We start from the raw sequence: 24165 nt of genomic DNA, 5'->3' as shown, positions 1-24165 counted from the left end.
TCTAAGTCTGCGCCAGATCATCTTCCCGTTGTGCGCGGCCCTCAAACCGCCCGTAGCGCAGCGCGAGGGTCGGCAGGATCAGCAGGTTGAGCAGCGTGGAGGTGATCAGCCCGCCCAGGATGACGGTGGCCATCGGGCCTTCGATCTCGTTGCCGGGCGCGCCGCTGGTCAGCGCCAGCGGCAGCAGCCCCAGCGCGGTGACCAGCGCCGTCATCAGGATCGGCGACAGGCGTTCCGCTGCGCCGCGTATCGCTGCATCCTTGCCCCATGCCACGCCTTCCACCTCGACCAGATGGCGATAGTGCGAGATCAGCATGATGGCGTTGCGCAGGGTAATGCCGAACAGGGTGACGAAACCCACCAGCGAGCCGATCGACAATACCCCGCCAGTGACCAGCACCATTACCACGCCGCCGGCCAGCGCGAACGGCAGGTTGACGAACACCAGAATGGTCGAGCGCACGCCGCCCAGCGCCATATACAGCAGCAGCGCTACGCCCGCCGCCGCCAGTGCCGAATGCAACAGCAGATCCTGTTGCGCGCGGGCCTGCTCCGGCGCATCGCCGGCGTAGACCAGGTAAGTGCCGCGCGGCAGCGTGACCTGGGCCGCGATGTGTTTTTTTACCGCCGTGACAAAACTCGACAGCGCACGTCCCTTGACGTCTGCGGTCACTACCTGCAGGCGTTGCGCGTCGTCGTGCAGGATTAAATAACGCCCATCGGTCTGGTGAATATCGGCAATGTCCTTGAGCAGCACCATGCGGCCGTCCGATGTCTTCAACGGCAGCTCGCCCACTTGCGCCGGACTTTGGCGCAGCTGTGGCGCCAGTACCACCGTCACGTCGAATACGCGACTCCCCTCGTACACCTCGCCGACTTGGGTACCGGCGTAGGCGGTTTGAATCGCACTCAGGGCGTCGACCGGGGCGATGCCGAGCCGCGACAGGGCGCTGTCGCGCAGCTGGATGACCAGTTGCGGACTGCCTGTCGGCGCCTGTACCTGCACCGCGCCGGCGCCCGGCACGCTGCGTATCGCGGCGGCGACTTGTTCGGCCTTGCGGTCGAGCACGTCGAGGTCGTTGCCGTAGATATCCACGACCAGCGGCGCGGTGTAGCCTGAAATTGTTTCGTGGATGCGCTCGGTCAGGAAGGTGTTGACCGAGAAACTCGCGCCCACGAATGGCGCAACGGTGCTGCGGATGGCATTCAATACGCGCTGTTGTCCGGGGCCCGAGAGCGGCGTCAGGTCCACCTCGAACTCGCTCGAAAATGCGCCTGCCGGATCCGACACCTGGGTGGCCCGTCCCGCGCGCTGGGCCACTGAACGTATTCCCGGAATCCGGCTGAGCGATGCGCTCACACGTTGCCCCAGCGCAAGCGACTGGGCCAGCGACGTGCCCGGTGCCATTTTCATATGGACGATGAAATGTCCCTCGCGCAGCGTGGGCAGGAAGCTGCCTTGCATGAACGGCAGCACCACCAATGCCGCACCGCACAGCAACACCACGACCAGAATCGCCGCACCCGCGCGCTGATCGATGCCGGCGAGCAGACGGGTGTAGCGTACCTTGAGCCATTTACCCAGCGGCGGCTCTTTTGCTTCAGCGGCACGACTTGCCAGCAACGCATAGGCCAGCGCCGGGGTAAGCGTCAGCGCCACCACCAGCGAAGCCATGATGGCCGCAATATAAGCGATTGCCAGCGGGCCGAACAGGCTGCCCGCGACGCCGGACAGCGTCAGTACAGGTACGAACACCAGCGCCACGATGAAGGTAGCGTAGATCACTGCACCGCGCACTTCAAGCGAGGCACTCAGCACCACTTGCGCCGCATTCAGCGGTGCAGCCAGCAGGCGGTTTTCGCGCAGGCGCCGGAAAATGTTTTCCACATCGACAATGGCGTCGTCCACCACCTCGCCGATGGCGATGGCGAGTCCGCCCAGCGTCATGGTATTGAGGCCGATACCGAAGTGATTCAGCACGATCACCGCAGTCAGCAGCGAGAGCGGAATCGCCGTGGCAGAAATGACCGCTGCGCGTGCGTTGAACAGGAACAGGAACAGTACGATCAGCACCAGCGCAGCGCCGATCAGCAGCGCGGTGCGCAGGTGGCTGATCGCGGTTTCAATGAAGTTGGCCGGACGGAACAGGTCGGGATTCAGCGTCACGCCCTCGGCAGTGAGGGCGGGTTTGAGCTGCGCGAGGCGCTGTTCCAGTGCACGGGTCACGGCCAGGGTATTCGCGCCGTACTGTTCCTCGACCACCAGCATCACTCCCGGCTGCCCCTCGATCGAAGCCGCACCGACTGCGGGGGCGGGCGCCACCGTCACATTCGCGACGTCTGCCAGGTGCAGCGTGGCGCCGCCCTGATTGCGCAGCACCACCGCTCCCAACGCTGCGGCGGAGATGGGCTGCCCGGTGGTTTCCAGCGTGATGCGCTGGTTGTTGTTTTCGATGATGCCGGCGCCGCGCACTGCGGTTGCCCGTTTTGCCGCATCGACCACGTCCTGGATAGCCAGGCCGTAGCGCACCAGCTTGTCGGGGGCGATCTGGATCTGCAACTGCTTCACCTCACCGCCAAATACGGAAATGCCCGCCACCCCGTGCACGGAAAGCAGCTGTGGTTTGACGCTCCAGTCGGCAAGGGTGCGCAGTTCCATCAGGGAGCGCGACTTCGAGGTCAGACCAAGACTCAGCACCACGCTGGTGGATGAAGCCAGCGGCAGCAAGGCCGGCGCCTTCACGCCCTGAGGAAGCGTAGCGGCAGTGCCGCCCATTTGTTCAGCCACGACCTGCCGGGCCCGGTAGATATCGGTGTTCGCCGTGAAAGTCAGGGTGATCATGGACAGCCCCTGAAACGACTTGGAGCGCATGGTCTTGATACCGGTCAGGCCGGCCAGCCGGTTCTCCAGGGGTTGGGTGACCAGTACTTCCACCTGGGCGGGCGACAAGCCCGGAGCCTCGGTCTGCACCTGCACCTGAGGTGGCGCGAATTCCGGAAATACATCCAGCCGCGCATGGCTGAGAGCGAACAGGCCATACCCCGCCAGCAGTATGGCCAGGGCGATGACGACGCCGCGAAAGCGGATGGCAAAGCGAACGATGGGAGTCAGCATGGAAGGGAAAAATCCTTTCAACCAAGAAAAAATAGTTGGTCCACGAAATGGTTCTCGCAGGGATATTGCCCTTGGGCAATAACTCGCAAAAACACAAAAAGCACGAAATAGGGTAAGCAGGCATTTCGCCGTTGATTTATTTCGTGTCTTTTGTGTTTTTCGTGGATAAATCGCCTTTTTTATTTAACTTAATTCGCGCGTTAATCATCGTCATCGCCGCCGCTGCTCGGGGCGCCCGGTTGCGGTTTCGGCTGGAATTCCTGCGAGAACAGCAGCGCGGCGCCCTGGACCACCACGCGTTCGCCAGCGTGCCACTGCGCAACAAACCAGCCGCCGGGTGCGGGTGTGTTGACGGCGATTTCGCGGCGCACGAATTGTGTATCGGTGGACTGCACGTAGACCCACGGCCGGTTGGCGTACCAGACTACAGCCGAGTTCGGGATGGTAACGCCTTCGAGAGAGGGGCCGGCGGGCAGCAAGGCCTCAATGCGCATGTCGGTGCGCAATCCGCCGCGCGGCGCCTGGTAAAAATAAGCCGGGCTCTGGATGACCGGGTCGGCCAGCGGCGAAGGCGATATGAGGCGCGCAATGATCTGAGTCCCGCTGCTTCCGGGCACGCCGATATGGATGGTTGGCGGTGGTGTACCTGCCGCCTCGCTGTGCGGCAATGCGACGGAAAGTAAAGCCTGCTGCCCGGAATTCAGCGCATCCAGTTGCGGCGAGCGTGCGGCGAGCGCCCAGCCCACCAGCACGTCGCCCCAGCGGCTGCGCGCCGTGTCGCGGGCAGCCAATAAGCCTGCCTGTGCCGCTTCCAGATGCGCGCGGTCTGCATCCCGGGTGGCACGCGCCGCTTCGGTCACTTTGTCCGACACGGTGTGGTCCTGACCATTAAGCACAGCCAGACGCCGGTATTCGCGTTCCGAGGCCGCCGCCTGGGCGCGCGCCGCGTCGGTCTGGAGTTGTGCCGAGCGCAGTTGTCCGCGCAACTGCAGCAACGGCCCCGGGTCCAGCACGCTGGCGTAAGCGCTGGTCTGCGGCTGGAAACGCGTGGTGGGCAACGCCTGCACTGCTATGCCGCTCGCCGTCAGTTGCTGGGGGGTGATCTCAATCGTACCTGCGCTGGTCGTGGCCGCTCGCGAGCTAGCCGCCGGGTTGGCGGGCTGGGCCGGCTTGCTGCGTATCCAGATAACCGCGCCGATAATGATCACAGCGGCGATCAGGCCCACGAGGATATTACGTTTGTGTTTCATGGCCGGGATCCTTGATTGGCAGGCGCGTTGCGCGCGGGGTCAGGCAGTGTGCTTACTTCGATAGCGCCGTCCAGTGGGCGCTCGATCGCATCTTCCAGCTGGTTTAACGATTGCTGGACTTGCATAAGCGCATTTTGACGGGCGAGGAGAACCGTAAAAAGAGCCTGATGCGCCAGCGTCAACATCAGGCGGTCTGTCTCGCCCGCCCTATACAAATTCTGCACAGATGAAAGTTGCTGTTGTTGCGCGGACAAGAGCGCTTCGCTCTGGCTTAAGCTGTTAAGCGCCGCATGGTAAGCGACCAGCGCCTGGCCCGTTTGGTTGATGGCCTGCGCCTGTAGTGATATTACGTTCGCCTCGGCTTCGGCGCGGCGCGCTTTTGCCTCGGCGATTGGCCCCTGGTTTTGATTGAGGATGGGGAGGGCGATGCCGCTAGCACCGAAGGCGATCTTGGTCGCGCCCTGATCCCAGAGGTAGCCAGGCCCCAGGTGGATGTCCGGATATTGATTGGCGATTGCAAGCTGCAAGGCTTCCTGGCTAGCCTGGTATTGCGCCAACGCGCTCAACAGGTCCGCCCGGTTAAGGATCGCCTGGCGTTGGGCGTCTCGCATCGGGATATCCGGATAAATCCGGTCGAACTCTGCAAAGCTGATAGGGATGCCGTCCAGTGCGCTCACCGGCACGCCGATTGCGCTTGCCACCTGGGCACGGGCATCTTCCCTCTGCTTTTGCGCATTCGCCAGGTCAGTGCGGCTTTGGATCAGCGCAATGCGCTGCTGATTCACGTCGGTGGCGGATGCCTCGCCCGCCGAGAGACGCTGCTCCAGCATCTTGACGATCTGACTCTGAGCCTCGATCTGCTGCTTCAGTATTGAGGTCTTTTGGGTAGCGGTGTAAAGCTTAAGCAGTTGTGCACGCAGCCGGCTTCTGACTTGCCAGGCCACGTTGCCGATGCTGAAGCGGGCGGCATCCGACAATTGTTGAGCTTGCGCTACCCGGTACCCACGCTTGCCCGCGGTTTCAATCGGAATATCGAGTCCCAGGCCAAACGTCCACGGGGAGCTTCCGCTTGAGCCGGTCGTGTGTTGAAAAGGCAATTGCAGCGTTGGATTGGGCCGCTGCGCGGCAGTAACAATGCCCGCCTTGGCCGTTCCCCATTTAGCGCGCGCCGCATCCAAATCAGGGCTGTAATAAAAGGCGGCCAAGGTAAGCATCTTCCCGCTCCAGCTTTTGGGCGGCCAAGGAATCACATCCTCCTGACCCAAACTCGTCTGGATGAATTGATGGAGTTCTGCGGAGTCGAGCGTACGTGCCTCATAGGACTTTGCCAGCTTGGCTGGATCAAGAGGCCGTGCTTGATATGACTGCATCGCGCAGCCAGACAGCAACGCCGCAATACTAAGTAGGAACAATGTCCTCATGCCATTACTCCTTGCAAAAAAAACTGGAAGCCGAAGCTTCCCCGAAGATAGGGAGAAAAGAAGTACACATTGCCGACGATAATAGTTCGGCGAATGTCAAATCTGCGTCAAGTCGCCATGAAATCTAGACAGGCGAAAAGTCGATCATGACTCGGGTTCCCCGGTTTTCTTCGCTATGCAGCGTAATCCGCCAGCCGGATTGGTCGCAGATTCTTTTTACGATCGAAAGTCCCAACCCTAGGCCGCCCTGTTTCTCCATGGGGTGGATTCCCCGATAAAACCGCTCGAAGATATGAGGAAGGTCGGCAGCAGAGATACCAATGCCCGTGTCTTCGATGCATAAGCGCTGCGCTTCGTAGCGGACAGAAATTTTGCCCTGCTCGGTATAGACGATCGCGTTCTTGATCAGGTTGGTGAGTACAAGATCGAACGCGTCCCGGTGGACTTGCAGGGTGGCTTCGGGGGCAATGCTTATTTCCAGCAAGATTGGCTTGGCGGCAAGTGTATCGGCGCACGAGTTTATGATCATATCGAGGCACGCTTTAACTGGAATCGAGTCTGTTGCCCCCTGCGAGCCGCCTCGCGCCAGCAACAACAAGGAATTGATGGCTTCAGTCATATGGTCAACGGCCTGATTGACGTCATTCAAACGTCTTTTTGACCTGGCGTCGAGAGCGGTATTCTGGGCGATGAGTTCACAACTTGTCTTGATTTGGGTCAAGGGGGTACGCAATTCGTGGCTGGCATTCGCAGTGAATTCCTGTTCCCGGTCGAGGAGTTCCTGAACCCGCTGGTGATAGCCGTCAAACGCGCGGGCCAGGCCGAGCACTTCCTCGTCATTGTATTTGGCGGCCAAAGGTATTTTCATATCATTGGGGCTTAAGCTCTCCACCTGATTTGCCAAATCGGATACCTGCCGGGTCAGAAGACCGGCCAGCCAGAAGGCCATCCAAACGGTGAGCGCTGATATGACGGCGGTGATGAACAGTAGTGCCACCCTGAATTGCTTGATGCCTTGCTCATAGCGACTGACATCGTAGACGAGGTAAAACTTGGTCGTTCCGGAATACCGGACGGCAATGTGCAGTTCCCTGTCACCCACGAACGTGTGATGGATACCCGGACCGAGCTTACGCAGGTAACTGGGCAGCGTAGCGTTCTCGTCGTCATTTTGGATGATGTAACCGTGAAGGTTTTGCGTGCGGGGAGGAAATATCTGAGGACTACGCTGGTACTCATGCATCAGATGCGACATTTCGTCGGAGACAGTGGCATCAATTAACTGCTCCGCCTGTTTTTCTGCCAGCGACAGGACACCCACCATCAGCGCGACGAGAATCAGAACAGTGAAAAGGGCGAAGCTTAACGCGACCTTGAGCCGCAGACTATGCTTGATGCGCATTCGACGTCACCAGCTTGTAGCCCTCACCGCGAATATTTTCGATCGGATCGCTTCCACCGCGTTCGGTCAGTGCGCGGCGCAGCATGTAGATGTGCGTGCGCAACGTGTCGCTGTCGGTCTGTTCCTCGCCCCACACTGCGGCTTGCAGCTCCGCGCGACTGAATACCCGGTTTGGGTTTTGCATCATGAGTTCGAGGATGCGCAAGCATTTGGACGGCAGCTTCACTTCTTCACCATGCCGCTCGACGACTAAAGTCTCGGGATGAAAGACCAAATCACCAACGCGTAACACGGAATTTGTGACCCGACCCCGATAGCGCTTCACCAGTGCAGTCACGCGCGCTTCAACCTCCCGTAACGCAAAGGGTTTGACCAGGTAATCATCGGCGCCACTGGCAAATCCGTCGAGTTTGTCCTGAAGTGTGTCGCGTGCCGTGAGCATGAGAATGGGCGTGTCCTGGCCGGCCTCTTGGCGCAGCTTCTGGCAAAGGTCCAGACCACTCATGCCGGGTAACGACACGTCAAGCAGGATGACGTCCCATTTCTGGGTGACCGCCATGCGCAGCCCCATCACGCCTTCCATCGCCGCATCGACGGTATGGCCTCTGCTTTCGAGATAGTCATACAGGTTGGCTGCAATAACATGATCGTCTTCGATGATTAGAATTCGCACGGTAAGCCTTTGTGATTTGCAATTATTAACCCGGCCATTAAACCGTCACGGACAAGCAGGTTGTGTCGACATGAATTCTGAACGTAATGATTCGATATCCATGTCTGAATATTGCGCCGAGAAAACTTACTTTATTCTTAACGGCGTTGTTGTTTTTGTCAGCCGATAACTAGTCTAGCTGGTTTTTGCCCGCGCCGAGAGGCGCCAGCCGAGCACGAACAGCGGCACCGCCAACAGGGCCGAAAACAGATAGATGCGCGGCAGCGCGACCAGGCTTTGCAAAGGCCCAAGGGCAAATGAGCCGATGCCCTCACCGGCCATCAGCGCAGCCACCATCAGACCGGCCATGCGCGTCTGCTGCCCGGAAAAGGCGGCCAGACCATACGACATGGAAAACGGAAAGTAGACGCTGCATGCTGCGCCGGCCAGTGCAAACGTGCCTATCAAAGTCCAGGCGCTGGACAGAAATGGCAACGTAGCGAAGCAGGCGCCCATGCCGAGCGGCGCCGCCAGATAAAGCCAACGCTGCGCGATCACGCGCTCCGGCACTAGCGCCAGCAAGATGCGAAACAGCGTCATGCTGCCCCAGAAAGCGGAGAGCGCCAGTGCCCCGTAATGTGTCGGCAGGGCCTTGTTCACGCTGATGTAAATATTGGCCCAACTGCCGAAGATGCCCTCGCCGATGGCATAGAGAAATGCGGCCAGCGCAAACAGCAGCATGGCGGCTTGCCAGCGCGGTGATTCACCCGTTTTGGCAGTGCTTGCCGGGAGCGGCAGAAAGAGCACCAGTCCGAATCCCGCTGCCAGCATGAGCGGCCATACGCCCCAACTGGTCCAGGCAGTAATGCCATGCAGGATGAGCGGGGAGAGCGCGGTGGCGCCGCCGATGCCGGCGTTGAGCAAGGTGACTGCCATCGTGGCGGTACGGGGAAACAGCAGCGCCGCATAGTGATTGACGGCAGCCAGCGTCAAGCCAAAACCCACGCCGAGAAATAGTGTTTCCATCAACAGCAAGGCATGCGCCAGCGTGCCACGGCTATAGGCCGCGCCGGCCAGCAGGAGCAGGGCGACCACATTAGCTGCAACGCCGGTACGGAACAGACCGCGACTGCCGATGCGCTGGTGCAACGTGTCGGCAGCGAGCGCGCCGAAGATGGCGCCCAGCGTCTGCGGCAGAAACAGCACGCCATATGCGCTGCTGGACAGGTGGTAAGGCGGCGCGGCCAGAATGGTGCCGAGCGCCGGGATCAGGACAAACGCGCAACCTTGCAGGAAACCTGCTGTATAGACTGCGACGGCGCTGAGCTTGGCCATGTCTGAATCTCTCGATTAGGTCGTCAATGTCATGAATCTGGAAAAAGCAGTTGCAGCCACAGAGAACACAGAGGCCACAGAATAGGCGCGGGTATGCCGTATTTTGAGTTGACCGACTGGGTACTCAGGCCTGGGAAGCGCGTTTCCTCCGTGTTCTCTGTGGCCAAAGTGCTTTTCAATCCCCATTTCGGCACACCAGTAGCCTATCCATGCCAATCGCCCTGAGCGAAACGCTGGCACAGATGGGCGCCGACGCGCAGCGCGTTGGCCATGATGGTCAGCGACGGATTGACGGCGGCGATGGAGGGCATGAACGACGCATCCACCACATACAGGTTGTCCAGCTCATGCGCTTTGCAATGGAGGTCGAGCACGCTGGCGCCGGGGTCGGTGCCGAAACGTGCCGTGCCCACCTGATGGGCCACCGCCTCGATGCCCATGCGTTGGGTGAAGACGAGCGGATAGCCGAGCCGTTTCAGGATGTTTTTCCAGCCACCGACCAGGCGCTGATGCGCGGCTTCGTTGGTGGGTTGGTAGTGCAGCCGGATGGTGCCGTCAGCGTCCAGGCTAACCCGGTTGTCCGGGCGCGGCAGGTCTTCCGTGGTCAGCCACCAGTCCACCGAATGCTGCGCCGCCCAGCGCGCCAGTGGCCAGGGCAAGGCCGGGCGCTGGGCCTTGAGGATGGCCGGGGTGACCTTGCCGAGATTTTGAATATGGCCGAGCGGGTAGGGGAAATCCACCTCGCCCGAGCTATGGTAAAAATCGTTGATGGCAATGGTTTTCTGAAACACGGTCGGGTTGCGGCGACGCGGATCGATGGCAATGCAGGCGCTGTTGAGGTGGCACATGTAGTTTCGCCCGAGCTGGTCGCTGCCATTCGCCAGCCCGCGCGGGTGCCGGGTGCTGGCTGAAGCCAGTAACAGCGCGGCGGAATTGATGGCGCCGGCAGCGACGACAACCACGCGCGCGCGGAAACGTCGCGCTCCTTGCAGGTCCAGCGCCTCCACACTTTCCACGCGGCTGCCAGCGCTATTGGTGAGGAGTTTTTGCACCCGGACACCAGGCAGAATATGAACATTGGCGTGCTGCAATGCGGGGCGGATGCCGCAGGTTTCCGCATCGCCCTTGGCATGCACCAGGCACGGGAAACCGTCGCAGCTGTCGCAGCGTATGCAGGCACTTTGTTGCGGATGATCTTCGTCCCGATCCAGCGCCAGCGGCAGCGGAAAGGGGTGCAGCCCGAGCGTTTTCAGTTGGCGCGCCACTTCTACCATGTAAGGCTCATGGGTGAACGGCGGCCATGGATAATCGTTGCGCGGTGGCTCCGTAGGGTCGGCACCGGCCAAGCCGTGCGCGTAATACCAGCGTTCTGCTTCATCGTAGAACGGGCGCAGGTCGGCATAGCCAATCGGCCAGTTCGGGGTGCTGCCGTCGGCATGCTTGCGCGCCACAAAATCCTCGCCGTAGAGCTTGGTGTTGCCCCCCACGTGGTAGCCGGTGGCGGGCTGAAACAGGCGCCCGGCCCCATCGCGCCAATGATCCTGCGTATGGTAGCGGTGCGCGTGGAATACGGCTTCGGCCTGCCAGTTGGCTTTTTCCCTGGGCAGATAATCGCCGCGCTCCAGCACCAGAATGGAAATACCGCTGGGCGCCAGCGCACGCGCCAGCGTGCCACCCCCGGCACCACTACCGATGATGATCAGATCGGCATCCAGATCATCCGCCATGACGGAAGTCCGGGTAGATCAGCATGCCGCCGTCCACCGCAATGCTGGTGCCGGTGATATAGCTGGCCAGATCGCTGGCCAGGAAAGCCGCGACCTGGCCGATTTCATCCGGCTCGCCCATGCGTCCCATGGCAATTTTCTGATCCAGATCGGCCAATCCTTGTGTGTCCTCCCATACATTGGCGTTGATCGGGGTGCGAATGGCGCCGGGTGCGATAGCGAGTACGCGTACCCCGTCTCCCGCCACTTCCTGCGCCAGCGTTTTGGTAAACATGGACAGCCCGGCCTTGGCGCTGGTGTAGGCGCTATAACCCGACCAGGGGATGAATTCATGCACCGAGGTGATGTTGATGATGACCCCGCGTTTCTGCGGCAGCATCCATTGCAGTGCCTGGCGCGCGCAGTAGTAGGGACCTTGCAGGTCCACCGCGATGACGCGCGCCCATTGGTCCGGATCGCTGCCGGCACAATTGGCCGAGCCACCGTCGATGCCGGCATTGTTGACCAGAATATCCAGCCCGCCGAATGCGGCGCCGACTTCTTCGAATAGCCGCGTGACATCGCCCGTTATGGCGATGTCAGCCTGAAACGCCTGCGCTTTGCCGCCTTGCTTGGCGATGCGTGCCACCACCGCATCTGCGGCTGTTTTGTCATGCAGGTAGTTAATCGCCACCTGTGCGCCTGCGCTGGCTAAAGCCGTTGCAACGGCTTCACCCAAACCGGAGCTGGCGCCGGTAACCAGCGCCCGGCGCCCGCTTAAATCAATTTGCATCATGATGCGTCTCCAGTGATGTGAAGGGAAAAATTCTCGCCTTGCCATTGCCCGGTTTCAGGCCAGTACAAGGTGAATTCCAGTGTGTCGCCCGGCCTCAGCTGCGTCGTCGGCAGGATGGCGATGTGCGCCAGCCCCCAGTCCTGCGTGTCCACATCGGCGATGTCCTGCCAGCCGCTGTGCCCCCAGTGCACGCGGGCGGGTGAGTGCAACAGCAGACGCAGTTCCTTGCCTGCGGGCAGGTTGCGCGGGCGCTGTTGCAGACGCCACAGATAGTAGGAAATGGCCGGACGCTGGCCGTGATAGCGCAGCCAGGTCTGCACCGGACGATCCACCGGATAGCCCTGCGCGTGGCTCAGGCAGAGCTTGATGTACTCGGCATGCGCCCACACCAGCGGCATTGCGGAACCGCTGGGCTGGCCCGGATAGAGATCGCGTGCAGGAATGGGATCGGCGTCCCATACCTGTTCAGGAATGAGGCCACCGGAGCCGGTCATGGCTGTGATGGCGTTGATGTAGGGCAACACGTCATCTCCGGCCATCAATGCATAATGCGCCCGTTCACCGGTAAGCAGCGGCCAGCCGCGTCCGTGTCCGCTGCCGTCAAAGGGTCTGCCATCGGCATGTTCGCCGTAACCGTCACCGTTGTAGCGATGCCATACCGGGCCGTTGGGCGTATCGGTCTTGAGCAGCTTGTCGATGGCGGTGACGCTCGCCGCGATGCATGGATCATGGGCATCGCGCAGTCCGTAGCGCACCAGCTGCAAAAAATCGGTTGCCAGTTGCTCCTCGGCGGGAAGATCGGGATCGATAGCGCGGTTTTTGATCAGCAGGTGTTCGAGTTTGGCGCCGTCGTGGATGAGCTCGTCGGTGGGGGCGCTACGCAAATAATAGCCGGGTACGCCAAGGCTGCGCGCCAGCTGCGTGTCTTCCACCCAGGTCCAGTCTTCCAGCCGGGCATTCCAGTAATCCGCCAGCATCAGTGCGCAATCGCGCTCGCGGCCTTGCAGGAAAGCGGTGCCTTCTACCAATGCGGCGATGGCCACGGCGAGGGTGAAGGTATTGATGCCGGCGTCCTCCTCCCAGCGATCCTGACCTGTGGATGGGCCCTCACGCAGGATGAAATCGAGCGCGCGACGCACCGTATCGTGTACCGGAATTTGCGCCAGCGCGTCGCGTGCATGCAGAGCGGCGGCCAGCAGTACGGGGAAAGCGGTTTCGTCCAGCTGGATGCCCTGCCAGAACGGTTTGCCGCCTAGCCACTGATTTTGCAGCCAGTGGCCGTCGCTCTGCTGGGTGGCCATCAGGTAGCACAGGATGGCGCGCGCATCGTCGAGTTTATCCATGGCCAACAATGCGCCCGCAGTCTCCACCAGATCGCGTGACCATACCAGATGGTAGCCGCCCTGACTCGAGCTGGATTCGCCCCACGGTACCGACAGGCTGGCGACAGCGGCCCCCGGGTAAGTGTGGTCCTGGTGTATCTTGAGCACGCTGGCAGAGCGTTGCAACAGTTGCTGAGCAGCATCAGGCAAGGCACTGAGGGCCACCGGCAGTTGCCAGTTCTTTTGCCAGTTTTCCCAGTCTGCACATTGATCTTTCCAGGCCGGCTCGAACCCTCGCATCAATGCACTCCAGGCCAGTGTGGCAGCGGCTTCCTTGCTGCTGCCCAGACCCAGCGCCACCGTACAGCGATGTGGCAGTTCACCAGCCAGCGACACCTCACCCGGCTCGGTATCGGCAAAGCACCAGGTCATGCGCCGGTGGCGGTCGAAATCCTGCCATAAATCGCTTTCCCCCACGCTGCCCGCTGAACGCATGCCAAAACCGGGTAACCCGTCATTACCGGCACACATCAGCGCCATCCCGAAAGGGCCCTGTTCCGCCCATAGCAAGGAGCGGCCCTCCCAGCTGTCCGCCCAGGCGCGGTTGGTGAGGCTGTCTCCACCAAGACGTGGTGCGGCGAGCAGATAAGGGCGCAATTCCGTATCGCCCTCCAGCTCGATATCCAGCAGCAGCACGTCGCGTTGCGGGTCGGGACAGATGCGCAGGTGCAGGTCGAAGCGCGCATGCCGGTGGTGAATGGTCACTACCGGGATGCCGGGCGCAACGAATTCCAGGGTATAGCCGGGCAGTCTACGTAATTCCTGCCAGAAGCCTTGGCCATCGGCGACGATCAGGCCGAGATCCTTGAGTTGCGGAATATCCAGGCGCGGGTAATACACCTCGCTGACGATTCCCTGCGCTACGCTGAACCACAGCCGTGAGGCGCCGAGTGTGGTGCCTGTCATATCCTTGCGCGCAGATGACCAGGAGGCCGGGTTGCGCCACTCTGGCGCCGGGGCGGTACCTGCAGGTTGCGGGATGCTGTTTTTCATTGTGTCCTCTGTGGGTGAATGCCGATCAAAATATCTCCAGGGAAAGCACGAGCGAGGCGACCGTCATGCAAATCAACCCGACGATAAACACGGTGTCGGCCATATTCTCCAGATGCACCGCCCTGCGTTCATAGCGCATGGATGCATAGGACAGGATGGCGCTGAGCAGAAATACAACATTGTCGAAGGCAAGAATCTTGTCCACCAGGCGGCTCATGGTCCCGCCCATGTGGATGAGTTTGACGATGCTGATAATCATCATGCAAACCCCCACCATGGAGGCCGATGTCTGCAAAATATGCGATGAAAGATTCTTCAACTGACTCATGCCGAGGTTGGGTTATTGGTCTGCTGCACAGGGGAGGGTTGCCTGCCATGTTTCCGTTTCAGAAAAAGTGCCCATCAGTAGCAGCTGTATGGCCATCCATAGTAGCAACCGCCATAAAAATAGCCGTTGGGCCCGGGTCTCCAAAGGTTCCAGTCCTGTAGGTGCTGATCGCGGCGTACCGCCTCAAGATAGGTGTGCTGCATGTAATTGAGTACCGCATCCGGCACCCCTTGCTGATGCAGGTGCGCCAGCTGGCTGGCCTCAAGCCGGTAAACCATGCCGGCGTCACGCATGCGCTGAATGATTTGTTCGGGCGGGTCGCCTTCCTTGCTCAGTCGAATCACCTCTGACACCGGAAGCGGCGCCGGCGGCGGAACACTGGCACAACCCGCCAGCATAATGACCAATGTGGACACGGTGAGTATGGGGATGATACGACGTCTCATAATGAATTCCTTGACTCGATTCGAGTTGGCACACATCGAGATGTGCAGACTCCGCAATCGCCCGCGTTTTTCAAGTGCTGTACTTGAATGCAGGCAACGATTTGAGCATGGCTACGCTCGCACCCGGCAGCAAATACTGGTTTCCCTTGGCCTGGAAATGATTGAACGGCACCAGCACATCGTGACGATCCATGCCGAGGAAGCCGCCGACCCCGACTACCGCATAAGAAACCGAATTTTCGGGTGACACGATAATGTCCTCGATTACACCGATTTTCTTCTTGCTGTCGTTATAGACCGCTTTGTGCAGGATTTGTTTTTCTGCGCTCCAGCCCATCGCAGTGATATGAGCTTCCTGGACGGATACACCTACGGTTTCGGAGCCAGCAACAGGGTCGGCGATGGCGGTAAAAGAAATAATCGAAGTGGCGATAATAGTGACGAGCAGCGTACTTTTCATGTTGATATCTCCAGATATTGGATGGTTGGTAAAGCTTGTGACCCGGTTTGCCAGGCAAGTGCCAAGGTAATGTCCAAAATCAATTCCGTGCTTCTCCAAACGGGATGTCGGCGTCCTTGCCGAAACACGATTTGCGCTATTTACCAAATACCCAGATTGCAATGCTTGCAAAGGCAAGTAACAGAACTACGGTGTGAATGGCATAACCGACAGGGTTCATTTCATTCTCCTTTACTGCGTGGGCGTTGTTGGCGTTCATTACGCGGATACTTTACCCAGGAGTTCAGCAGCATCCATGCCAGAGCTTTAACTGATTGAAAAAAAACATAAAGATTATTTTTTGTGACGCGACCCGGTGGATATGCCCCGGTGCCTGAAAAAAACCAGGGTGATATCGCACCGGGATGGCTTGTTTCAGAAGGCAGGCTGCCCGCCAGCAGGGACGTCAGCACCGTGTCAGCTTAAATATGCAAGATGGCATCCGGGCTGACTATTTTTAAGCAGATCAAGAATAACTTGAGTTAATCGTGTTGCTGGTTTTCTGCACGATCAATTCAACATTTAGGCCGTTGTTCAATCGTTGATAAGGGGGAGACATTGAAATCAATCACTGCAATTGGTGCATTCGTGCTTGTAGCACTTTCCGGGTGTGCAGTTGTGTCTCCGCCCGTCCAACCCGCGCAGCCAAACGCCGCGTCAGCGCAAAACTCTTTTGCACAAACCGTGTATTGGCAAAATGTCAGAAGCTATATGGTAGGCATTGAAAGTATTGAGGGCCATTCACTGCGCGAGGTTCGTGTTGAACAGGAAAGCAGGGCAATGAAAAAAGCAGGAAAACCGGTTCCGCTGCCGACGGGATCGTGCATGGCCATTGTGACCATTACCCGGGAGGGCGTTATTGAAGCGGTTCATCCTGGCCAGTGTGCGAGCGATGAGTTGGCGAATACGGTGCGTGCCGCCATCCTCCGTACTTCTCCTCTGCCGCCAGCTCCATTTCCGGGTAACGCCCCCCGAGGCAATATCACGGTGGTTGTATCCGCGCCGGTCGCGACGCCCGGGGTGAATGGAAACTGACGGTTACAGGCGGTATCCACGAGAATGTGTTTCTGCCAGCGGTTGGCTGGAAAAATAGCCGGTATTCTCAACTGTCTGAATTTGCCGTGGGTTTGAGGCCGTATTTTTCCACCCGATAGCGCAGGGTTTCGCGTGTGGTGCCGAGCGCGCGCGCGGCGGCAGTCACATTGTGGGCGCAGCGTGTCAGGGTAGTCTGGATGATGTGGCGATCCATATCGTCGAGCGCCATACTGCCATCCAGTGGCAGGCACAACAGATTTTCGTCGCTTTGTGATTTTGACGATGCGGGTGTGGTTCGAGCCGGAGTGAGTTGCAGCCATTCCTCCTGCAGGGTGTCGGCATCGCTCTGGGTGAGCAGCACGGCACGTTCGATGGCATTGCGCAGTTCGCGTACATTACCCGGCCAGTCGTGTTGCTCGAGCAACAGCCAGGTGCTGTCGCGGATATGGCGTATTTTCTTGCCGGCCTTGAGGTTGAATTCGGTGACAAAGCGTTGCACCAGGGCACGAATGTCCTCGCGCCGCTGGCGCAGCGGCGGCAGCTCAAGGCGGAACACCGACAGGCGATGATAGAAATCTTCGCGGAAACGCTGCGCTGCGACCGCTTCGACCAGATTCTGGTTGGTCGCCGCGATGAGTTGCACGTCCAGCGTAATTTCGCGGTCTCCCCCCACGCGGCGGATCACTTTGTCTTCAATCGCCTTGAGCAGCTTGGCCTGCAAATCAGGTGCCAGTTCGCCCACCTCATCCAGAAACAAGGTACCGCCATCGGCCTGCTCGAACAAACCGCGGCGTCGGGTCTTGGCACCGGTAAAGGCGCCGGGTTCGTGACCGAACAGCTCGGATTCGATCAATTCGCGCGGTAGCGCGGCGCAATTGACCTCGATCAATGGCGCGCTGGCCCGCGTCCCGCCGTGATGCAGGATGCGTGCCGCCAGGCCCTTTCCGGTGCCGGTTTCGCCATGGATGAGCAGCGCCGAATAAGGCACGCCGGTTAACCGGGTGAGCATCTGGCGTGCTGCGCCGGAGGCAGCGCTATCGCCGCTGAAACTGTCCACGCAATAGCGCTGTGCGGCGACTGCTGAGTGCTCCGCGATACGCCGTTGGGCGCGCCCGCTGCGCGTGGCGGCGGCGATAATCAGATCGAGTCGCGCCAGATCGCAGGGTTTGGTCAGAAAGTCCAGGGCACCCAGTTTCAGCGCACGTACCGAATCCGGCACGGTGCCGTAGCCGGTAAGGAACAGCCACTCGCCGGGCAGATTTTTCTGGCGCACGGATTCGAGCAAGTCCAGACCGTTGCCATCCGGCAGGCTCATGTCGGAAAGCACGATCAGCGGCGACAGGCTCTCGCTGAACAACAGGGTTTCGGCTTCGGCAATACTGCGCACCCAGCTGACCTCCCAGCCTTCACGGCGGAAATGACGCTGCAGTTCGGTGCCGAGCAGGGTTTCGTCTTCGATGATGAGGAGGCTGTCAGGCATGGGCGGCACAAGGCAGGTAGAGGGTGACGCGCGCGCCACCGGCGGGGGGATTGTCCAGGGTAAGGCGTCCGCCCAGGTCGTTTACAAAACGGCGTGTGATAGCCAGTCCGAGCCCGGTACCGGATTCGTGACCGCTGATAAACGGGCGCGGGCCATGGCTGAGCAGTGTATCGGAAAAGCCGCTGCCGCTGTCGGTGATGCTGATTTCGATGCGGCCTTCACCGGGCTTGGCGGCAAGGATGATGCTGCCGGTATTTTCGCCGATTGATTTGCTCGCGTTGAGGATTAAATTAAGCAATGCCTGACGCAGGCCGTCGTCCGCGATCACGCAGTGTAAATTCGGGGGAACCTCGGTTATCAGTGTGATATTCGGCGGCAGAAGATAATGGACAAGGCGCGCCAGTGTGCTGCACAGTTCTGCCAGGTTTACTTCACGGGCTGTTTCGGGCCGGTGTCGCGCCTGATTCAGCAAACCGTTTAGCAAGCGTGTGATGCGGTTGATTTCATCCAGGATCATATCCAGGCGCTCGGCATGATCGCCTGATTCTGTTTCCCGGCGCAGGTTGGTCAATGCCAGCTGAATGCCGGATAGCGGGTTGCGCAATTCGTGCGCGATGCTGGCGGCGACTTCGCCGACGCTGGCGAGTTTTTCTGCCTGTGCCAGATGCTGTTGTTGAGTGAGCAAGGTGGTACTGGCAGCGCGCACCTGCTGTTCGAGCAAGGTTTCGCGGTTCTGGTGCTCGATCTCAAGTTCGGCCAGGCGGCTGACCAGATGGTTGTAACGCAACAGCAATGGCTTGATCACCGGGTCGGCGTGGGTAATGGGTGCGCTGGCGTAGTCCTGTTGCGACAGGCGCTGCATCAGCCAGCTCAGGTCACGTAGCGGCAGCTGTATGCGGTGGCGCAGCAGATAGAGGATAGCCAAGGCTAATAGCGGGAGTACCGCGACCAGCGTCAGTGCGAGATTGAATTCGAAGTGCGCGGTACGTTTTACCGCGCTGATCAACGCAGCGTGGGCATTGGTTTCGCGGGTGATGCGTTCATGAATTTGCGCCAATGCGGAGAGCAGTGTGTCATGGCTGGCGCCTCCGCCTGCCAGCAATTGCCTTAACTGGCTCAGCACAGCGGGTGTATCGGCTGTGCGCGAGTGATCGGCAGTAATAATGTCAGACAGTTGCTTGTCCAGCGTCTGCCGGACGCCTGCCGGAAGGGGCGCCTGCGGATTCACCAGGCGCAGATAATCGTGTTCGATATGCGTCGACAGCGCCTGCAGTGCAAGAATGTTCTGCATATGCCGCTGCACGGTGTCGATGCGGGTTTCGGCACGCCAGGCAGTCAGCGTCATCAGGGTCAGGGTCAGGATCACCATACTGCCCAGTACCATCGCGGGTACGCGAAATGGGCGCAGGATCAGTGCATTCGACATGGAGCGGACATTGGTATCGTCATGTCCGCTATTCAAACTGGTTTCGCTAGGGTAGGCAAGCCACATGCAATCAACTTTGGCCGATCAGGATGCCTAATTCGCCGGCAAGCCGATTATATCGACTTTGGCTGCGCCGGGCTGGAGGCGTAGATGCAAGCCGGGCAACGTGTTTTTGTACACCACGTATTTCCATTTGCGGCTGATTGCCGTTCCGTGCGATTTTCAGTGCCTGACCCAGATAGTTTTGCGTATGCGCCAGTGCCGCCTCGGCGGCTGCCGGCTGGTGTGCGGAAAATTGATCAATAGCCGCATCGCGTAAGGCGAGGCGTGCTTCGATGAGCCTGGCCTTGATCGGCTGGTCGTGCATGACGCTGGCCCATTCATTGCCCAGATAAGCATTGGAGCGTTCAGCCAGTGCGGCTGCCCTGTACCACAAGGTTTGCGCATCATTGACCAGGTTGGCATCATCATTCTGGATGTGCGCGTCAAGCTGGCTGGCATCCTGCAGCAGCTTGTCGGCATCAGCCCTGGCTATGCTATCCGTGGTTTGCGTGGCGTGTTGCAGATAGCTGCGCGCGCGCCGCAACTCGACCCGGGCCTGGGTCATTTCGCCTGCCGCCAGCAAACGTGTGGTTTGCAGCAGTGATTGGCGGCCGGCCGAGAAGGGGTTGTTCACGCTTGTCGACATGAACACGACGCCGTTTTCGGCATTCTTTAACGCGTTGTCAGCGCGCTGCCAATGGTGTTGATCAAGCGCGTGATGTGCCGCATCCACGGCATGTCGGGTATGGGCGATTGGCAGGTCGGCTTCGGTATAAATCAGCGCAGTATCCGTAGTATGCAATCCATTGTTGTCAGGCAGTTTCAAACCAGGTTGCGGATAGTTGAGAGTCGAATCCGGCGTATTGCGTTGCTTCACCGGCATGAAATCCTGCAATGTGTGCAGGTCGGTGTAGATGGGAATCAGATCGGGGAATCCGCCCGCGCGACCATCGTGTTCAAGGTGTTTCTGCGCGATCTCCGTATGCTCGAGAACAGGGGTCGCGGTCAGGCCGGTTTGCAAGCTGTCGAGCAGGACGCTGGCCTTATCCAGCATCTGATGAGCGGCGGCGGGATTGTGCTGAGCGATATCCTCCCGCGCGGCGGAAATCTGATGCAGAGCATTGATTGCCATATTCGACAGTTGATGTTGTTGCTGCATGTTCAAAGCGGAACCAGAGCTCCCCGACATCTGTCGCGCTATCCCGGCCTCTGCCCCCCAGGCAGGAATTAGCGCACTACTCAACAGCAAGGCAATCATGAGCGGGCCATAGGTAAAAGCGTGCATGTTGTTCTCCGGCAAAAACAAGGTCCTTACCTTTCTGCATACAATTGCCGTGCCAGGATGTAACTGATTGATACTGCTGGTTAAGAAGTCCTTGTCCGGAATAGGGCGGGGCATATCCACCAAGTCTGCGGGGGCATAATCCCCGCGGACTTGGTCAAGATGCGATGTTCCCTGTATGGATCAGGGAAAAGCCGGGATGGTGGGTTCCATACTGCTGCTGCTGGCCTCGGGGTGGCGGCTGGCGATGAGCTTGCGAATCTCGTCCACGCGCCCGCTGGGCACGTCAACCATCATCAGGATGCGTCCCTGTTCAATCGCTTTTTCGTAGGTCTTGAGTCTGGAATTGGGAACCGAGCTGGCAATCATGCTGGATACCCAGGCACCGAACGCGGCTCCTGCCAGCGCAGTCACCAGAATGGTGACCAGCCTCAAATCGACGCCTGCTGGAGGAAATAATATACCCACGATACCTGCCAGAATGCCGGCAATGCCGCCAATGACCAAACCGCTTTCCATGCCGTGGATGACGTCGCTTTTTTGCAGAATGGAGGCTTCATGCAAGCCGTCGAGAGGAATGCCATCGCGGGCCAGGACGTGCATATGCCCTTCATCAATTCGTGCCAGCAATAAATCATTGACCATCTGCTGGGCACTGACCGTATCCGGCACCGTGAAATAGAGTCTGCGTCTCATCATTTACTCCTTTGAAAGAAAGTATCTGGACATCAGAGTGCCCCTGACAGGGGCGGGGAGAGCGCTGCCAGTCAAGCAGCGTCATAGTGCGTTCTAGGTAATAAATCTAATAATGTCAAGGATATAGATTGGGCTGATGATGATAGAATGGCGGGGAAGTTGGCCAGACAGTCGCCGCTCCGGGCAACCGGGGGGGAGGAAAGTCCGGGCTCCATAGAGCAGGATGCCGGTTAATGGCCGGCCGCCGTGAGGCGAGGAACAGGGCCACAGAGACGAGCCGGTTAAGTCCGGAGTGAAACGCGGTAACCTCCATCCGGAGCAAGGCCAAATAGGCAGGCGATGAAGCGGCTCGCTGAGTCTGCGGGTAGGCTGCTTGAGCCGTCGGGTAACCGGCGGCCTAGAGGAATGACTGTCCACGACAAAACCCGGCTTATCGGCCAGCTTCACCTTACACAGGATATGACGGCGCTCCCGGCGTGGATTCGGCGGCATTGATCACTAACATGCATCAAGGTGGTCGATGGGTTAACGACCGGCTTAAGGCGTTATGGAAAGATAACCGGATTTCTCCAGGTCAACCATCGCGCCAATGCCGGACGTTACTATTCGACTATAGGGGAGGATGTCGTGAGGTGAGTAGCCCTTCAATTTCATGGCGACAGCGCACTCATACATTTTCACGCCATTTTTGTTGAGGGCATCGAGTATCTTCAGATTGGGATTGCCTTTGGGGTGTGCCTGCTTCACTTTTTGATCGTAGGCCTCGTCAGTCAGCAGGAACTGAGCGCCATCACCTCTGAAAACCATCACTATTTCATAGTCCTTACCGGGTTTCATGCCCAGTGCGGTATATTGGTCATACAGGTTTTTTGCCGCCAGCACTTGCTTGCTGACCCCGTTGGGAACCGTGTCGGAATAATTGACCTGGATCGCAATTTTCAATCCCGTCTGGTTAACGATCTGCAGCGGCGGGAGTGTATTGTTTGCTGCGGTGTCGCTGGTTTCGGCGAAAACCGCCGTCGACATGCCTGGCAACGACAGGATGAGAAGCCCGGCGATGGCCAGCGTGATAGATCGCTTGCTTTTAAGCATGATTTTCCTTGGGTACGCTGATTGATGGGTGTGGAAGAACTGGTGTGCTCAAGATGTTGAATCAGGGCACGATGGATTAGTGCTGACGAAACAAAATTAGTTCATGCTTATATTGTTCAGGATGAAAATAAAGCCGGCACACCGTTAAGGGTCTGTGCTCTGTAGCCTTCCCGGCAGCAGAGCACAGATATGAGCCAATCAATCTCAATGCGCTGCTGGCTAGAGGATGTGGCTATTCATCCGGCTCGTGTTTCCAATGCAGAATAATCGATTTGTTGTGCTTGCCATCCAGCTTCACTTTGCTGGATAGCGGCACATCTTTCGACACAGCTTTGACAATGTAGGTACCCTTTGGCAGGCGTACATACAATAATGGGCCCGCTTCAGCCAGGTCAAACACGGTTTTGCCATGCAGATCAACAATTTTAACCGGGACGTCGGCGAGATATGTGCCGCTCTTGCCCGCAGAAAAAGTAATGTGGAGTGGATATTCTTTGGCTGAACTGTGCATCATCGCCAGTTCCTCTTCGCCTACGCCGCCGTTGAGGTAATTTGATCCTGTGCTGTCTGCATAGGCTGATGGCAAGCTCACGAGTAATGCCGCAGCCAGCAGGAATAAAGGTTTATGCAGCTTCATAAAATGCTTCCTTTCGTCTATAAACGTCTGTTGAGGCTACAGCTTGTGATTTCCTGGTTTCAGTACCGGATTTTGTTGCTGATACCTGTGAAGCCGGTGGAGTTGGGTTTGCTGGGGCAATCGATCATCTCGTCAATGGTCACGATGCCGTCTTGGCAGAAAGCCATCCCAACTGAAGAAAACAACAAGCGCTGTGTTCAATATAGGTTGCGTTTGGAAATTGACAAGCTCGGGCTGTGGTTATTGGTGGCAATGACAATGCGGTTCCAGCCTCACCCGGCATAGGGATGCGATGATCATCATCTCGGCCTCCGCGTTCATTTACCGGAATCTGATTTCTGGTCAAACCTATTTGAAAAACCAATTATAAAATCGGATATACGCCGTTCAATATGAGTAAAGCTTTCACTAAAGAATCTGAAACCGGCGAGGAGGAAATTGAGTTTGTAACGCAACTTCTTCCGCCGGGTGCAAAAAATTACATGACGCCGCGCGGTTATGTGCTGCTTAAAGCCGAGTTCGATCATCTGCTGAAAATCGAGCGCCCGCAGATGGTGGAGACGGTATCGTGGGCGGCATCGAACGGCGACCGTTCCGAGAACGGTGACTATATCTACGGCAAAAAACGCCTGCGTGAGATCGATCGTCGTTTGCGTTACCTTACCAAGCGTCTGGATGATGCGGTTGTGGTTGATCCTTCGACTCAACAAGGATTGGAGCAAGTGTTTTTCGGCGCTACGGTGAGTGTGGGCGAGGCGGATGGCAGCGAACATGTTTATCAGATTGTGGGCGCGGATGAGGCTGATCCGGGCGCTGGCCGCATCAGCTGGGCGTCGCCCCTGGCTCGAGCATTGGTCAAGGCCCGCGCAGGCGATGTCGTACGCCTGCAAAGCCCGTCCGGATTGCGCGAAATCGATGTTCTGGAAGTGCGCTACATAACAAGTTCTGAACCATCCGCATCATCTGGTGACGCCTAACCTGGTTCACGCCAGGTGTCTGCTACATCTACATGCCGCCAACACTTGATATCAAGCCTTCAGAGAATGGGCTATGTGCTTATTTTTGATTGTTAATTAGCTTTTGCTAATTTTGTGTAAGTGTTTGTAACGTCTTGAAAAAATCCCTTTTAGCTGCTTGACCCCCTATGGCT

21 protein-coding genes and 1 other RNA gene are annotated in these 24165 nt (G+C 58.6%); 4 read left to right on the top strand and 18 right to left on the bottom strand.

Annotated features, from left to right (window positions below; translation table 11 throughout):
- Position 1: 1 nt before the first annotated feature.
- The 12 genes from ACYCZJ_RS05535 to ACYCZJ_RS05480 form a co-directional block, all read right to left on the bottom strand.
- The gene (locus tag ACYCZJ_RS05535) at positions 2–3115 is read right to left on the bottom strand and encodes an efflux RND transporter permease subunit (protein ID WP_461553224.1); all 3114 of its coding nucleotides are present in this window, start codon (positions 3113–3115) and stop codon (positions 2–4) included.
- Between the two features lie 200 nt (positions 3116–3315).
- Positions 3316–4365 (bottom strand): efflux RND transporter periplasmic adaptor subunit, encoded by a 1050-nt coding sequence (locus ACYCZJ_RS05530; protein WP_461553223.1) that lies wholly within the window; start codon positions 4363–4365, stop codon positions 3316–3318.
- Positions 4362–5579, bottom strand: coding sequence for a TolC family protein (locus ACYCZJ_RS05525; protein ID WP_461553222.1), 1218 nt, complete (start codon positions 5577–5579; stop codon positions 4362–4364). Before ACYCZJ_RS05525 ends, ACYCZJ_RS05530 begins: the two co-directional genes overlap by 4 nt.
- A 331-nt stretch (positions 5580–5910) precedes the next feature.
- The gene (locus tag ACYCZJ_RS05520) at positions 5911–7188 is read right to left on the bottom strand and encodes an ATP-binding protein (protein ID WP_461553221.1); all 1278 of its coding nucleotides are present in this window, start codon (positions 7186–7188) and stop codon (positions 5911–5913) included.
- Positions 7172–7861: a response regulator transcription factor gene (locus tag ACYCZJ_RS05515; protein ID WP_461553220.1), complete on the bottom strand. Its 690-nt coding sequence runs from the start codon at positions 7859–7861 to the stop codon at positions 7172–7174. Before ACYCZJ_RS05515 ends, ACYCZJ_RS05520 begins: the two co-directional genes overlap by 17 nt.
- Positions 7862–8035: 174 nt before the next feature.
- On the bottom strand, positions 8036–9175 hold the full coding sequence (locus tag ACYCZJ_RS05510; protein ID WP_461553219.1) for an MFS transporter: 1140 nt from the start codon (positions 9173–9175) through the stop codon (positions 8036–8038).
- Positions 9176–9378: 203 nt separating this feature from the next.
- Positions 9379–10902 carry a GMC oxidoreductase gene (locus ACYCZJ_RS05505; protein ID WP_461553218.1) on the bottom strand — a complete coding sequence of 508 codons (1524 nt, stop codon included), beginning with the start codon at positions 10900–10902 and terminating at the stop codon, positions 9379–9381.
- On the bottom strand, positions 10892–11677 hold the full coding sequence (locus tag ACYCZJ_RS05500) for a glucose 1-dehydrogenase (protein WP_461553217.1): 786 nt from the start codon (positions 11675–11677) through the stop codon (positions 10892–10894). Before ACYCZJ_RS05500 ends, ACYCZJ_RS05505 begins: the two co-directional genes overlap by 11 nt.
- The gene (locus ACYCZJ_RS05495; RefSeq protein WP_461553216.1) at positions 11674–14052 is read right to left on the bottom strand and encodes a glycoside hydrolase family 15 protein; all 2379 of its coding nucleotides are present in this window, start codon (positions 14050–14052) and stop codon (positions 11674–11676) included. The genes ACYCZJ_RS05500 and ACYCZJ_RS05495 overlap by 4 nt, the downstream gene beginning before the upstream one ends.
- Positions 14053–14077: 25 nt before the next feature.
- Positions 14078–14314: a hypothetical protein gene (locus ACYCZJ_RS05490; protein WP_461553215.1), complete on the bottom strand. Its 237-nt coding sequence runs from the start codon at positions 14312–14314 to the stop codon at positions 14078–14080.
- 140 nt (positions 14315–14454) lie between these two features.
- Positions 14455–14826: a hypothetical protein gene (locus ACYCZJ_RS05485; protein ID WP_461553214.1), complete on the bottom strand. Its 372-nt coding sequence runs from the start codon at positions 14824–14826 to the stop codon at positions 14455–14457.
- Positions 14827–14896: 70 nt separating this feature from the next.
- Positions 14897–15286 (bottom strand): PRC-barrel domain-containing protein, encoded by a 390-nt coding sequence (locus tag ACYCZJ_RS05480; protein WP_461553213.1) that lies wholly within the window; start codon positions 15284–15286, stop codon positions 14897–14899.
- A gap of 597 nt (positions 15287–15883) precedes the next feature.
- On the opposite strand from ACYCZJ_RS05480, the gene ACYCZJ_RS05475 reads away from it, so the two are divergent.
- A complete protein-coding gene (locus tag ACYCZJ_RS05475) occupies positions 15884–16360 on the top strand; it encodes a hypothetical protein (protein ID WP_461553212.1) in 477 nt (158 codons plus the stop codon).
- Between the two features lie 67 nt (positions 16361–16427).
- Here ACYCZJ_RS05475 and ACYCZJ_RS05470 read toward each other — a convergent pair whose 3' ends face one another.
- From ACYCZJ_RS05470 to ACYCZJ_RS05455, 4 genes are all read right to left on the bottom strand, one after another.
- Positions 16428–17840 carry a sigma-54-dependent transcriptional regulator gene (locus ACYCZJ_RS05470; RefSeq protein WP_461553211.1) on the bottom strand — a complete coding sequence of 471 codons (1413 nt, stop codon included), beginning with the start codon at positions 17838–17840 and terminating at the stop codon, positions 16428–16430.
- Positions 17833–19332 carry a sensor histidine kinase gene (locus ACYCZJ_RS05465; RefSeq protein WP_461553210.1) on the bottom strand — a complete coding sequence of 500 codons (1500 nt, stop codon included), beginning with the start codon at positions 19330–19332 and terminating at the stop codon, positions 17833–17835. The genes ACYCZJ_RS05470 and ACYCZJ_RS05465 overlap by 8 nt, the downstream gene beginning before the upstream one ends.
- 4 nt (positions 19333–19336) lie before the next feature.
- Positions 19337–20593 carry a YfdX family protein gene (locus ACYCZJ_RS05460; protein ID WP_461553209.1) on the bottom strand — a complete coding sequence of 419 codons (1257 nt, stop codon included), beginning with the start codon at positions 20591–20593 and terminating at the stop codon, positions 19337–19339.
- Between the two features lie 180 nt (positions 20594–20773).
- Positions 20774–21289: a DUF1269 domain-containing protein gene (locus tag ACYCZJ_RS05455; protein WP_461553208.1), complete on the bottom strand. Its 516-nt coding sequence runs from the start codon at positions 21287–21289 to the stop codon at positions 20774–20776.
- A 152-nt stretch (positions 21290–21441) separates the two neighbouring features.
- On the opposite strand from ACYCZJ_RS05455, the gene rnpB reads away from it, so the two are divergent.
- Positions 21442–21735, top strand: an RNA gene (rnpB, locus tag ACYCZJ_RS05450) — RNase P RNA component class A.
- A gap of 88 nt (positions 21736–21823) precedes the next feature.
- Here the strand turns inward: rnpB and ACYCZJ_RS05445 are convergent.
- Positions 21824–22378, bottom strand: a complete 555-nt coding sequence (locus ACYCZJ_RS05445; protein WP_461553207.1) for a DsrE family protein — start codon at positions 22376–22378, stop codon at positions 21824–21826.
- A 232-nt stretch (positions 22379–22610) separates the two neighbouring features.
- Complete coding sequence (locus ACYCZJ_RS05440) at positions 22611–23015, bottom strand: hypothetical protein (protein ID WP_461553206.1); 405 nt, start codon at positions 23013–23015, stop codon at positions 22611–22613.
- Between ACYCZJ_RS05440 and ACYCZJ_RS05435 the strand changes: the two genes are divergently transcribed.
- Both ACYCZJ_RS05435 and greB read left to right on the top strand, forming a co-directional pair.
- Complete coding sequence (locus ACYCZJ_RS05435) at positions 23004–23300, top strand: hypothetical protein (RefSeq protein WP_461553205.1); 297 nt, start codon at positions 23004–23006, stop codon at positions 23298–23300. The two genes, ACYCZJ_RS05440 and ACYCZJ_RS05435, sit on opposite strands and share 12 nt — an antisense overlap.
- Positions 23301–23407: 107 nt before the next feature.
- Complete coding sequence (gene greB, locus ACYCZJ_RS05430) at positions 23408–23992, top strand: transcription elongation factor GreB (RefSeq protein WP_461553204.1); 585 nt, start codon at positions 23408–23410, stop codon at positions 23990–23992.
- Positions 23993–24165 lie beyond the last annotated feature (173 nt).

It is taken from the genome of Sulfuriferula sp., assembly GCF_054605375.1.
The sequence above is the reverse complement of the archived record's forward strand: the minus strand, read 5'-3'. Positions and strand labels throughout refer to the sequence as shown.